The organism is Veillonella sp. 3627, assembly GCF_003992195.1.
Lineage (GTDB): Bacteria > Bacillota > Negativicutes > Veillonellales > Veillonellaceae > F0422.
The window spans coordinates 100,984-114,247 of sequence record NZ_RQVG01000001.1 but is presented as its reverse complement, the minus strand read 5'-3'; the positions used below and the strand labels follow the sequence as shown (position 1 = coordinate 114,247).

Here is a 13,264-nt window from a genome sequence, read left to right as displayed (position 1 = left end):
AGAAAGAATGAATAAAATAAAAGTATTAGAAAAGGGACAAGAATTAGAATATAGCTTTGATGATTTACTAAACTATCATGGCGTAGGTTATCCTGGGGGAGTAGCTCATGCATTTCAGGTCATGAGCAGAGCATTTCCACTTTTAAATGATGGGAAATTATTAGAAAGAAGAGAGATATATCTGATTACAGCATTTCCGGGACCAGGAGGGATAGATGCTTTTGAAATGGTAACAAGATGCGTAACAGATGGTAGAATTTCTGTTGACATTAACTTAAAAGAAGCTGAAGGAATCTTAGAAAGTCCTCATGGAAGATATTATTTTAAATTCAAATATAGAGATAAAACAGTTGTTATAACCATAAAACCAGGCTTTGTATTAAAAGAATTTGTTGAATTAGCAAGAAAAGAAGATAGAAGTGAAGAAGAAGAGGCTACTTTGGTTCAGATGAAAAAAGATATGGCAGCAAGACTATTAGCCGCCAAGCCCGAAGAAGTATATGACGCAAAAGTTCTATAAAAGAAAAAGGGGCTGTTGCAAAAGTCCCATCATAGAAAAAGACGAGGAAATATAAAAATCGGCTCTATAATAAATGTTGGGGCTACTCATATAAGAGTAATCGCCAACTTGTTTTATTGCAATAAAATAGACATATACAAACTCATACCGTATCATTAAAAGCAACCAAACCATTAAGAAAGGATGAGTCATATATGTCTAACGTCAATTATACAGAAATTGTCTTTAAAATTAAAGAGGAACATATTAAATATATAAAAGTTAATGAAGATGGTTCTATTCACTATACACTTGAGATGCCGGTAGCTGAGCAAGTATGTCCACATTGTGGAGCAAGCACTAGAAAGTCTAAAGGTAAACGTCCGAGAGATGTTAAGTTTGGTGCTGCACAGCATCACAAAGTGACTGCAACCTACTTACAGAGACGTTACAAGTGCCAAGAATGTAATCATACTTTCATAGAAAAGAACCCTTTTGTTTGCCGTTATTTGCGACTTAGTAAAACTAATATGGAATATCTATTTAGACAACTCGGCGAAAAAGGATCCTACACCGAGATGGCTAAACGCAGTGGCGTCTCTGTATCTACAGCTATTCGGTATTGCTCTAAATTAGCCATTGCAAAGCCTACACAATTGCCTACTGTGCTAGGTATTGACGAATATAAAGGAAATGCCGAAGGTCAGATGTATCAAGTTATCATAACCGATTTAAACAATCATTCTATCGTAGACATTTTACCTAAACGAGATACGCGAGCTCTTATCCAATATTTCAGAACCTTTACTAAAGAAGCTAGAGAACAGGTTAAATACATCGTTATGGATATGTCTCCATTATTTAGGTTAGTGATGCAAACGGTGTTCCCTCACGCGCATATTGTAGCAGATCGTTATCATGTGTGTCGCTTGGTCGATTGGGCTCTTGAGCGTGTACGCAAGCGTGAGCAAAAGAGGCTAGTGGCACATTCTAGAACACTCAAATATAACCGAAGGGTTCTTATGAAGAACCCAGGTAAATTAACTGAAAGCGAGCGAATAAAGCTGTTAGAAATATTACGTATATCCGATGACCTACGGCGTGCATATGGGCTTAGATTAGCCTTTAGAAAGATATTTAAGATATACAGCATACCTAACATAGAAAGATATATACAATAAGCCAAAAGAATAGCACTAGCTATTTAGATAGCTAGCGCTAAGAACTTTTTATATGAGTAGCCCCCATATTTGACAAAGCATCTATAAAAACAATTTCAGCTTTCGTTGACTTATTTTTATTTCTATTTTTTATCTGTACTGATTCTATGACAGTACATGCCTAAAGTGGACAGAGAGAGCGCGCGATTCAAGAAATTACTAATCATTGCAAATCGGTATTCTTATTATAGATTACGCATTTGCAAGTTTTCTCGACAAGAATGGCACAATAGAGCCTTTATTTTCGATATACTCTTCTATGTCTTCTGGCGTCATTAATAATAATCTAATTGACCATTTATGCATAAGGTCCAAATCGAAGCTGAATTGCCACAGTTCACGCATTCGACACATTCTTTCAATTCTATAAAGAAGAGTTTTAAAGATATATCTTTCTACATAGAGTGGCGGTGTACTTCTTCCGTATTCCCAATTCTCAAAACTTCTGCTAGGAATCATAAGGAAGGAGGCAGCCGTCTTTCTTGTTAAACATAATGATTCCCGAAGATCCTGAATAGTAGGTAATCCAATAATATACTTATACAACCACCAACAAAATTCAACAGCTTTAAATTCGACATATTTGTCTTTGTCTTTTCCTTCCTTTTCAATAAATGACTCATATGTGTCATAATCTTTGAATACTAAATTAGACATACAGTCAAAATAATGGTCTACGATTCGACCACCTTCAGCACAGATATATAAACTACTAGATTCATTCAAATACTCTTTTAATAAACTATCTTCAATTTCATTATGTAACTCTAACAATTCTTTTTTATATTTTAAATCTTCTACAGGCTCGAGACTTTCAAAAAACTCTTTGATTAACTTCATAGACATTACCTCTTTCTTTAAAATATTACGCTATCTAAGTAATTTATTTATCTATAATATACTGCTATCTAATATAGATGTCAAACTAATCACTTGTTTTTCTCATCTCAGATGGTATGTACAAAAACATTGTATAACTATCTAGGATTAGGTCTCATCAATGTGAAAGGGCTAGACCTGGTGCTATTACTAAAGAGATCCACTAAGAAGTTACATACTAGAAAAGATAAACGTGCATTAGGAAGATCGATTGGTTAACGAGTAGCTAGTGTAGATGAACGGACTGAGTTCGGTCATTAGGAACTAGACAGTGTTCGTGGTATCAAAGATAAAGAAGGTAATATTTTACTTACCTTTGAAAAACGAAAAAGCCGTTTATATGTGGTTTTACGATGTACTTCAGCAAAAGCTGATGATGGGAAAGAAAACTTGAAAGAATGGTTGCTTTCAGTCCAAAGCAAATTACCATTGCTCAAAGTATGTCATACAATTTCTGCAGATAACGGTCGAAAATTTGCTAGTATTTCAAAGTTGGCAGCATTGGGCATACAGGTATATTATTCCCATTCTAACTCTGCCTAGGATCGTGGCTCTAATGAACTCCATAATGGATTACTGCGACGATGCATTCTTAAAGGGACTCCCATAAAAAGTGTTCCCGAAAGTGTCCTAAACAATTCTGTAGCTTAGTGAAATACATTACCCAGAAAGATTTTGGGATATGAGTCTCCAGTGGATGCTTTCAAGAGGAATTTAAGTTTTAAAAAAATTTTGAACAATTTTATATATGTGTTCAATTTTTAATTTCAATTTAAGAAAACAAGATATTAATAAAGCGAGAGAAAAGTTAAAAGAATTAGAATTTTAAGTACATTTTCTAAAAAATGGAGGGATGATACTATGATGGATATGCCGTATTTCTTAGAAAATGAAGAATGGTATACGGAATATAGAGATGGAAGAGGGCGATTGAAGTTTAAACTAACAGACAAAGCTCCTAAAGAAGCGATAGAATCATATTATAAATATTATAAAACTTTAAAGTACGCAGAAAAACATAATATTAATCTCTAAACCACTTTTCTATATAAGTGGTTTTTCTATTAGTTATCATAACCAATTTGAGCTATCATACGTTTAAGTGATTGTCACACTCCCATAGAATACGGTATAATATAGTGATATGTATAAGTATAATTTTTTGTTCAATTATACATCTTCAGACTTTCAATCTGTTTTGATGTATCAATTTGATGGTAGGAGATAATATGGACAAAGTATATGCAGTAGCTATGAGCGGTGGCGTAGATAGTTCTTTAACCGCTTCAATGTTATTAGAACAAGGGTATAAGGTATTTGGTATTACCTTGCGTTTGTGGGTAAGCGATACAGAGGAAGACGAAATTCCACAAGCTGTGGTGGATGCGAAGAAGATGTGCGATTTTCTTGGTATTGAACATCATGTGGTGGATGCGAAAGATATTTTCAAAGACAATGTGGTAGATTATTTCATCACGGAATATTCCAACGGTCGTACACCGAATCCATGCGTGTTCTGTAATCGCAATATTAAGTTCGATTTATTATTACAACGTGCATTATCCTTAGGGGCTACCCACATGGTGACAGGTCATTATGCGCAGGTTATGTACAATGAAGCAGCACAACGTTATGAATTACATAAAGGTGACGATCCAACGAAAGATCAAAGCTATGTGTTGTACACACTAACCCAAGATATTTTGAAGCATTTGGTCTTTCCTTTGGGTAATCAACCAAAAACGAAAACTCGCGAAATGGCTCATGAAAAAGAATTGCCTGTATGGGATAAACCAGATAGCTTAGATATCTGTTTCTTGCCGAATCACAATTACCAAGGGTTCATCGAAAAAACAGCAAAATCGAAACCTAAATCAGGGCGTATTGTCCATGAAAATGGTGAGGTTTTAGGTACGCATAATGGATTATACAATTATACAATTGGACAACGTAAGGGCTTGGGCATTGCATATGCATACCCTCTCTATGTTGTGAAATTAGATGGCGAAACGAATGAGGTTATCGTAGGTCCTAATGAAAGTTTATTCTCTCGCACCATGTTGTGTAAAAACTATAACTTCCTAGATGGAGTTGTGCCCACATCATTGCAAGCAGAAGGTAAGATTCGGTATGCTGCGAAACCATCACCATGTACTGTTACTTTCACAGAGGACGGTACTATGAAAGTTGAATTTACGGAACCACAACGCGCCATTACACCGGGGCAATCTGTCGTATTCTACGAAGGAAGTCGAGTTCTCGGTGGTGGTGTAATAGATATTGTTTGTTAGAAAGGGAAGTCATGAGTACATCACATATTCGTAATTTTTGTATCATTGCTCATATTGACCATGGTAAGTCCACGCTAGCGGATCGTTTAATCGAAGAAACTGGGTCTTTGACGAAACGGGAAATGCAAGCCCAAGTCTTGGACTCCATGGACCTAGAACGGGAACGGGGCATTACAATTAAAGCCCAATCCGTTCGTTTATTGCACACTGCAAAAGATGGACAAGAATATACATTAAATTTAATCGACACACCAGGTCACGTGGACTTCAGCTATGAAGTATCCCGTTCCTTGGCAGCTTGCGAAGGAGCCTTGTTGGTGGTTGATGCTGCACAAGGTGTAGAGGCGCAAACTTTGGCCAATGTCTATTTAGCATTGGAACATGATTTGGAAATCATTCCTGTCATTAATAAAATTGATTTGCCAAGTGCAGATCCTGAGCGTGTGAAACGTGAAATCGAAGACGTTATTGGATTAGATGCATCTGACGCAATTTTGGCCAGTGCGAAGTCTGGTATTGGTATCCAAGATATTTTAGAGGCTATTGTAGAGAAAATTCCTGCGCCACCAGATCATTCTGATAAACCAGCACGTGCTTTAATTTTCGACTCTCGCTTTGACTCCTACAAAGGTGCCATTGCTTACGTACGTGTGCAAGAAGGTTCTTTGAAAGTAAAAGATACCATCCGTATGATGCACAGTTCTAAGGATTTTGAGGTCACTGAGTTAGGCGTATTTACACCGCATTTATTACCAGTGCAAGAGCTACCATGTGGCTCTGTAGGCTGTGTAGCGGCAAGTATTAAAAACGTTCGTGACTGTCGTGTAGGGGATACGATCACAAAAGCAGATAATCCAGCTGAAGAACCATTACCAGGATACCGTAAAGCCGTGTCCATGGTATATTGTGGTCTATACCCAACAGATTCCAAAGATTATGAAAACTTACGGGATGCCTTAGAAAAACTAAATCTAAACGATGCTGCTTTAGAATACGAAGCAGAAACATCCTTGGCACTAGGTTTTGGATTCCGTTGTGGTTTCCTTGGACTATTACACATGGATGTCATCCAAGAACGATTGGAACGGGAGTATAATCTATCCTTGATTACGACTGCTCCAAGCGTAAACTATAAGGTATACAAAACTAATGGGGAAGTCATCGAAGTGGACAACCCTGCTAAATTACCACCGCCAACTGAAATCGACTATGTAGAGGAGCCATATGTAAAGGCTACCACTATCGTCCCTAAAGATTATGTAGGGGCCATTATGGAACTTTCACAGGACAAACGTGGGGAATACATCAGCATGGAATACATTGATGAAAGCCGTGTATCCATTGTTTATCATTTGCCACTAGGGGAAATTATTTACGATTACTTTGATAAATTGAAATCTGCTACGAAAGGCTATGCATCATTGGACTACGAATTGATTGGCTACCAACAATCTCCAATGGTGAAAATGGATATCTTGCTAAACGGAGATCCTGTTGATGCCTTGAGTATTATTGTTCACAAAGATCGCGCTCAATTACGTGGCCGTGCCCTCGCTGAGAAATTGAAAGAATTGATTCCACGTCAAAACTTTGAAATTCCAATCCAAGCGGCAGTAGGAACAAAAATTGTGGCTCGTGAAACGGTAAAAGCATGGCGTAAAGACGTATTGGCAAAATGTTACGGTGGCGATATTTCCCGTAAACGTAAATTGCTAGAAAAACAAAAAGAAGGTAAAAAACGTATGAAAGCTGTAGGGTCTGTAGAGATTCCACAAGAGGCGTTCATGGCGATTTTGAAAGTAGAAAACTAATGAATACAACTCGTATTCCAGTAGGTCACAGGGGAATGTATATCCACATTCCCTTTTGCCGTCAAAAGTGTACCTACTGTGATTTCCCTTCGTACCAAGGTTTAGAAGACTATTTTGATGTGTACGCCTATGCGTTGCGACAAGAGATTGAATCTAGTCAATCCCTGTTGGGGACAAAGCCCTTCGATACGATTTACTTCGGCGGTGGAACACCGACTGTGTTGTCCATTAAGGAATTGAATCGTATATTAGAGACAGTGTACAAACAGTACACCATCAACAGCGATGTGGAAATTACTATAGAGGCAAATCCAGGTGAAGTAGACACACAATACTTGCGACATTTATATGAGCTTGGCATCAACCGCATCAGCTTTGGTGTGCAAACGTTCCGTGATGACCATTTACGTATATTGCACCGAACTCATACGGCAAAGATGGCACAACAAGCTGTCCTAGATGCCCATAAGGTAGGGTTCCGGAATATTAGCATTGATCAGATCTATGGATTACCCGGGCAAACATTGGAAGACATTTCTTATAATCTAGATATCATTCAATCTTTGCCCATAAATCATATCTCTATCTATGGCCTACAAGTGGAACCTAGTACCTTATTACATCGCCAAGTCATGGATCATTCGGTCATATTACCGTCTGAAGATATATGCGAACAGATGTACGACTACCTTGTAGAAGGGTTAGAAAAACAGATGTTCGATAGATATGAAATTGCTAGTTTTGGTAAAGATGGGGCTTTCAGTCGTCATAATATCAAATACTGGCATGGCACTGATTACATCGGCTTTGGTGCCGGCGCTCATTCTTTTGTGGGAAATCGGCGATTTCAGAATACTCCTTACGTGGTACCTTACATCCATAAGATTGAAATGGGTGAAAGTCCTTGCATAGAGGAAGAAATTATCACCAGCCCTCGTGACTATGAAGATTTTTGCTTTCTTGCATTGCGCACAAAGTGGGGGTTAGTACCTAGTTTATTTGAAAGTCGATTTAATCTAGACTTTCATAATATATATGGATCTGTCATTGCAGATCTAATGCGTAAACAATTGCTTGTTTATGAAGATGATGCATATCGGCTCACTAAGGAAGGGGCCAAGCATGGGAATTATGTGTTTAGTCAGTTCCTTACGTCCTAAGTAGGAATGTACGCCCATACAGTTAATTTAGGAGAGTTTTATGAAAACAGCAGTTATTTTACATGCCTTATTCAGTGAGTTCACATACGAACAAATGGAGGCAATTTTTAGCCTAGCGAAAGAACATAATGGAAAGTTCCGTATCGTTCCTACAGGCATTCAAATTTATGACATTACAAAAGAACAAAAGGAATCCATCTTGGAACACTTACCAGATGGAGTGGTGCAAGTACAACATAAATCGGTGAACTCCATCGTGGCATGCCGAGGTACAGATGGATGTAGCCATGCCTTTATGGAAACCATTCCGATGGCGACTATGGTAGACCAAAAACACTACGGCAAAGATATGCCGAACAAAATTCGCATCGGCATCAGCGGTTGCCCACGATGCTGCGCAGAGTCTATGATCAAAGACATCGGCCTAGTGGGAAAACCAAATGGCTTTACCTTAGTAGCAGGTGGCACAAGCGGCGCCTTACCTCGAAAAGCAATTACCTTGCTAGAAGGATTATCCCCGGAAGAAGCAGAGCAGAAAATCTCAGAGCTTTTAGAATGGTATAGCACTAATGCGAAGCCAAAAGAGAAGTTTGAGCATGTATTACAACGATTGGGGAATCCATTTCAGTAAAACGTCACTTGTGATGTTATGTAGCCTGTGGCTAACTAAACTAAATATATTAAAAGGAAGAGCACGGTATACTCCTCACAAACGGTATTTCATAATGTTTATGAAGGAGGACACCGCGCGCTTCTTGCATTAGAATAATATATGCAAAAAATCGCCACAAGGCTACTACACTTAATGGCGTTCTTTTGGGGGCGTGATTGAATTAATTATGCGTCGATGTAAAAATCCCCCTCCTCTATATAACAGAGGGGGGGATTTTTCGCACAGGTCCCCGTAGGGATTGTTGCACTAATCTTGCCTCTATTATACTGAATGAAGAAATAAATGTCAATTTTAATTAGGACTAATTCTTATAAATGGAAACATAGAGATTATTTATTATATTAAATACGATATCTTAGTTAATGAGAGTAAATTAACCAATAGTCTTATAGTACACCACAGCTTTTGGGTTCGTAATACGCAGTTTAAGTGGTTCTTCATCTTGTATGATGTATAATGTATCTTCTTTTAATCCAGTCCACTCAAGTGTAACTGAAGTTTCACCTGTAGTGATACCAAGTGCTTCCAATGGTGGGACATACAGCAGTCGTAGTCCTTTAGGTAGGAGTGTACTACTTTTTTTTATGAACTGTAATTGTTCTCCGTGTTTTGCATAGTCCAATATGTGTGCTAATTCGTTATGATGATCTTCGTTTATTAAATCATGAACCTGTGCATGCTCAATATGTATAAAATTTTCAATGTCATCACGTTGTAATACAATAAATTTCATATACTACCTTTCCTTTACAGAAATCATTAATCTAAAACAAGATTAAGCTAAGTCCTAGCATCTTACAAAGCCTAATATCTTAATAGTTTCCAATATTTAATCTTAATATCATTATACTATCATTTCAATGACGATACAATTTTAAAAGGGGGAATACATCGATTAAATCTCACACCGAGTAGATGCGTTAGTGAGGTATGTCTATATAATGCACTATGTAAGAGCTAACGTAGAGGATCACAGCAACGCTCGCCCTCAAACTTCCACCCAATTGGATGCGTTGGTGAGATATGTTAAGCTAATAGTCTAATTGATGACAACCCCAGAAGAGCAGGGCATGTTCCGGAGCAAACCTACCGTAGGATCAGTTTGTGGAGGAAAGTGCCGTGCTTTTCCCTTTGCCCAAATTAGTACTGACATATCTCACCAAACCAGACAATCAAAAAGTTTGTTTTTTTGACTAATACGGTATTTACTGAACTTTCACCAATTTTTCACTTGACATATGTTGTAAATGTGATACTATATATCTTGTAGTTAGCACTCAACCTTAGTGAGTGCTAATAATAACGAGGTGATACTATGGATGAAAGGAAAGAGCGCATTTTGCGTGCTATCATTCAAGATTACATTAAAACAGCGGAACCGGTTGGTTCTCGTACGATCGCAAAGAATTATGATTTAGGTATCAGTCCTGCGACGGTACGAAATGAAATGGCTGATTTAGAAGATCTTGGCTTTCTTGAACAACCTCATACATCAGCAGGTCGGATTCCTTCGGCAAAAGGCTACCAGTACTATGTAGACACTTTACAGGGGTTTGAAGACGATGCTGCTGAAGATATTCCTGTAATTCAAGAGTTATGGCAGACTCATCAACAAGAACTTGATGATTTTTTTGTAGAAATAGCAAAACTTATTTCTCGTATTAGTCATAATGTGAGTATGTTTTTAGCTCCCGCCCATGATTCATCTACTATAACCTATATCCATGTTCTTCCTATCGATGAACATAGAGCGGTCATGGTGGTGGTAACGAATACAGGTGCTTTGGATAATGAGCCAATTTATTTTACAGAACCTATTAATAAAGAAGAATTAGCTATGCATGCGCATCGCTTTAATAGTGTACTTCATGATGTATCCATCCAGGATATCACGCAAGAAAACTTAGACAAAATGCGGGTAACTTTAGATTTACAAGATACAACGTATGTAGTTTTTTGTGACACATTATATCGAGCCATTGCTAAGCGAAAACTATTCTATACAATAGGAACTACATCCTTATTAGAACAACCAGAGTTTAACGATATTAAACGGGCCCAACCACTGTTAGCCTTATTGGAGCAACAAGATGAGTTAACCCAATTATTAACGCCAAACTCTAGTAGTCCTATCGATGTAAAAATAGGTCACTCCAACGAACTGGTGAAAGATATCAGTGTTATCCAAGCAAGTTTCAATGTTCCTCATCAAGTAGGTACCCTCGCTATTGTAGGTCCTACACGAATGGAATATGGCCGTATTATGGGTATCCTAGCCTATATTAATAAGTGCATGGAAGAATTACAAGAACAGAAAAAGAAGCTGTAAAGAGGTGAAGTATGGAAGAAAATAAACAAGAAGAAACAGTCACTCCTGAAGTGGAAGTTTTGGAAGAAGAAGCTCCTGAAGCAGTAGACCCTACGAAAGAATGGGAGCAACGATACATGCGTTTGCAAGCAGATTTTGAAAACTTCAGACGTCGTACGAACCAAGAAAAAGAACAATTAGGGGTATTTGTTAAATCTCATGTTATTGAAGATTTACTCCCAGTATTAGATAATTTTGAAAGAGCACTTTCAGCACCTGAAACGCCAGAAACGAAGGCTTTCATGGAAGGATTTGTAATGATTCAACAAAGCTTGATGGCAAGCCTATCAAAACAAGGATTAGCGGTGATTGAAGCTGTGGGTCAACCATTTGATCCAAATTACCACCAAGCTATCATGCGTGTGCCAGCTGAAGATATGGAAGATGACACTGTGTGTGAAGTATTACAAACTGGCTATACTGTAGAAGGCCGCGTGGTACGTCCAGCCATGGTGAAAGTAGTCCATAACGGATAATTAATTATTATAATTAACATATTAGAAGAAGTATTAGGAGGTCATGTTAAATGGCAAAAGTAATTGGTATTGACTTAGGTACAACAAATTCTTGTTTCGCAGTAATGGAAGGCGGCGAACCAACTGTTATTACAAACCAAGAGGGAGCTAGAACGACTCCTTCCGTAGTAGGTTTTGCAAAAAATGGCGAACGTTTAGTAGGTCAATTAGCTAAACGTCAAGCAGTTTCTAACCCTGAAAACACAATCATTTCTATTAAACGTCATATGGGTACAGATTACAAAGTGAATGTAGAAGGTAAATCCTATACACCACAAGAAATCTCTGCTATGATTCTACAAAAAATTAAAGCTGATGCAGAAGCTCATTTAGGGGAACCAGTAAAACAAGCAGTTATCACTGTTCCTGCATACTTCACTGACTCTCAACGTCAAGCTACAAAAGACGCTGGTACAGTAGCAGGCTTAGAAGTATTACGTATCATCAACGAACCTACAGCAGCTGCTTTGGCATACGGTGTAGATAAAGGTGAAGACGGTAAAATCCTTGTATTCGACCTTGGTGGTGGTACATTCGACGTATCCATTCTTGAATTGGGTGAAGGCGTGTTCGAAGTATTGGCAACATCTGGTAACAACCATTTAGGTGGTGACGACTTTGACCAACGCATTATGGATTATTTAATCAGCGAATTCAAAAAAGAAACTGGTATTGATTTATCCAATGATAAATTAGCGGATCAACGTTTAAAAGAAGCTGCTGAAAAAGCTAAAATTGAGTTGTCTGGAGTGGCTAGCACACAAATCAACTTGCCATTCATCACAGCGGATGCAACAGGCCCTAAACATTTAGACGTAACATTAACTCGTGCTAAATTTGATGAATTAACTCGTGACTTAGTAGAAGCAACTATCGAGCCTACTCGTAAAGCAATGAAAGATGCTGGTTTATCTGCTTCTGAAATTGACAAAGTATTGTTAGTAGGCGGATCTACTCGTATTCCTGCAGTACAAGATGCGATCAAACGCGAATTAGGTAAAGAACCAACAAAAAACATCAACCCTGATGAATGTGTAGCTATCGGTGCTGCGATTCAAGGTGGTGTATTAGTAGGTGAAGTAAAAGACGTATTGTTACTTGACGTAACTCCATTGTCTTTAGGTATCGAAACTATGGGTGGTATTTTCACTCGTATTATCGACCGCAATACAACAATCCCTACATCTAAATCTCAAGTATTCTCCACAGCAGCAGATAACCAACCTTCCGTTGATATCCATGTATTACAAGGGGAACGTGACATGGCAGCAGCTAACAAAACATTGGGCCGTTTCGAATTGTCCGGTATCCCAGCAGCTCCTCGTGGAGTACCTAAAATCGAAGTTACATTCAACATCGATGCTAACGGTATCGTTAATGTAAAAGCAAAAGATCTTGGTACTGGTAAAGAGCAAGCAATCACAATTACATCGTCTTCCGGTTTAAGCGATGAAGAAATCGACCGCATGGTAAAAGAAGCTGAAACACATGCAGCTGAAGATAAAGCTAAAAAAGAAGAAGTAGAAGTGAAAAACAATGCTGATAACTTGGTATACCAAGCTGAAAAAGCAGTAAAAGACTTTGAAGGTAAAACTGATGCAGCACAATTAGAAGCTGTTAAAAAAGCGACAGAAACGTTAAAAGCATCTATTGAGTCTGGCGATATTGAAAAAATTAAAGCTGATAGCGAAGCATTGACAGCTCCTTTATACGAATTGTCATCTAAAATGTACGAACAAGCGCAAGCTCAAGGCGAACAAGGTGGACAAGAAGCTCCTAAACAAGATGATAATGTAGTAGACGCTGACTACACAGTAGTTGACGAAGACAAAAAATAATAAGAAGGGA

Annotated in this window: 13 protein-coding genes; 11 read left to right on the top strand and 2 right to left on the bottom strand. The window is 38.1% G+C overall.

The genetic code is table 11. From position 1 onward, the window contains the following. Positions 1 to 7 precede the first annotated feature (7 nt). Complete coding sequence (locus EO114_RS00530; protein ID WP_127060854.1) at positions 8 to 520, top strand: hypothetical protein; 513 nt, start codon at positions 8 to 10, stop codon at positions 518 to 520. A gap of 194 nt (positions 521 to 714) precedes the next feature. After that, entirely contained in the window at positions 715 to 1,680 is a 966-nt protein-coding gene (locus tag EO114_RS00525) for an ISL3 family transposase (protein WP_127060852.1), read from the top strand. 231 nt (positions 1,681 to 1,911) lie between these two features. Here EO114_RS00525 and EO114_RS00520 read toward each other — a convergent pair whose 3' ends face one another. Then, positions 1,912 to 2,559 carry a DNA-binding transcriptional regulator gene (locus EO114_RS00520; protein WP_127060849.1) on the bottom strand — a complete coding sequence of 216 codons (648 nt, stop codon included), beginning with the start codon at positions 2,557 to 2,559 and terminating at the stop codon, positions 1,912 to 1,914. Positions 2,560 to 2,940: 381 nt separating this feature from the next. Between EO114_RS00520 and EO114_RS00515 the strand changes: the two genes are divergently transcribed. The 6 genes from EO114_RS00515 to EO114_RS00495 all read left to right on the top strand — a co-directional run bounded on the left by EO114_RS00515 (position 2,941) and on the right by EO114_RS00495 (position 8,491). Further along, positions 2,941 to 3,141 (top strand): hypothetical protein, encoded by a 201-nt coding sequence (locus tag EO114_RS00515; RefSeq protein ID WP_127060847.1) that lies wholly within the window; start codon positions 2,941 to 2,943, stop codon positions 3,139 to 3,141. Between the two features lie 318 nt (positions 3,142 to 3,459). After that, complete coding sequence (locus EO114_RS07810) at positions 3,460 to 3,633, top strand: hypothetical protein (RefSeq protein WP_164723724.1); 174 nt, start codon at positions 3,460 to 3,462, stop codon at positions 3,631 to 3,633. Between the two features lie 194 nt (positions 3,634 to 3,827). After that, positions 3,828 to 4,889 carry a tRNA 2-thiouridine(34) synthase MnmA gene (gene mnmA, locus EO114_RS00510; protein WP_127060844.1) on the top strand — a complete coding sequence of 354 codons (1,062 nt, stop codon included), beginning with the start codon at positions 3,828 to 3,830 and terminating at the stop codon, positions 4,887 to 4,889. An 11-nt stretch (positions 4,890 to 4,900) separates the two neighbouring features. Next, entirely contained in the window at positions 4,901 to 6,700 is a 1,800-nt protein-coding gene (lepA, locus tag EO114_RS00505) for a translation elongation factor 4 (protein ID WP_062403449.1), read from the top strand. Beyond that, positions 6,700 to 7,860, top strand: a complete 1,161-nt coding sequence (hemW, locus tag EO114_RS00500) for a radical SAM family heme chaperone HemW (RefSeq protein WP_164723723.1) — start codon at positions 6,700 to 6,702, stop codon at positions 7,858 to 7,860. Before lepA ends, hemW begins: the two co-directional genes overlap by 1 nt. Before the next feature lie 40 nt (positions 7,861 to 7,900). Next, the gene (locus EO114_RS00495) at positions 7,901 to 8,491 is read left to right on the top strand and encodes a nitrite reductase (RefSeq protein ID WP_126940323.1); all 591 of its coding nucleotides are present in this window, start codon (positions 7,901 to 7,903) and stop codon (positions 8,489 to 8,491) included. A gap of 415 nt (positions 8,492 to 8,906) precedes the next feature. On the opposite strand, the gene EO114_RS00490 is transcribed toward EO114_RS00495, so the two are convergent. Beyond that, positions 8,907 to 9,266: a hypothetical protein gene (locus tag EO114_RS00490; RefSeq protein WP_127060842.1), complete on the bottom strand. Its 360-nt coding sequence runs from the start codon at positions 9,264 to 9,266 to the stop codon at positions 8,907 to 8,909. A gap of 582 nt (positions 9,267 to 9,848) precedes the next feature. On the opposite strand from EO114_RS00490, the gene hrcA reads away from it, so the two are divergent. Genes hrcA through dnaK form a run of 3 tightly spaced genes read left to right on the top strand, consistent with a single transcriptional unit; the run spans position 9,849 to position 13,254 of the window. Further along, positions 9,849 to 10,862, top strand: coding sequence for a heat-inducible transcriptional repressor HrcA (gene hrcA / locus EO114_RS00485; RefSeq protein WP_127060839.1), 1,014 nt, complete (start codon positions 9,849 to 9,851; stop codon positions 10,860 to 10,862). 11 nt (positions 10,863 to 10,873) lie between these two features. Next, positions 10,874 to 11,377 (top strand): nucleotide exchange factor GrpE, encoded by a 504-nt coding sequence (gene grpE / locus EO114_RS00480; protein WP_126940320.1) that lies wholly within the window; start codon positions 10,874 to 10,876, stop codon positions 11,375 to 11,377. A 50-nt stretch (positions 11,378 to 11,427) separates the two neighbouring features. Further along, positions 11,428 to 13,254: a molecular chaperone DnaK gene (gene dnaK / locus EO114_RS00475; protein WP_127060836.1), complete on the top strand. Its 1,827-nt coding sequence runs from the start codon at positions 11,428 to 11,430 to the stop codon at positions 13,252 to 13,254. The last annotated feature ends 10 nt before the right edge of the window (positions 13,255 to 13,264 follow it).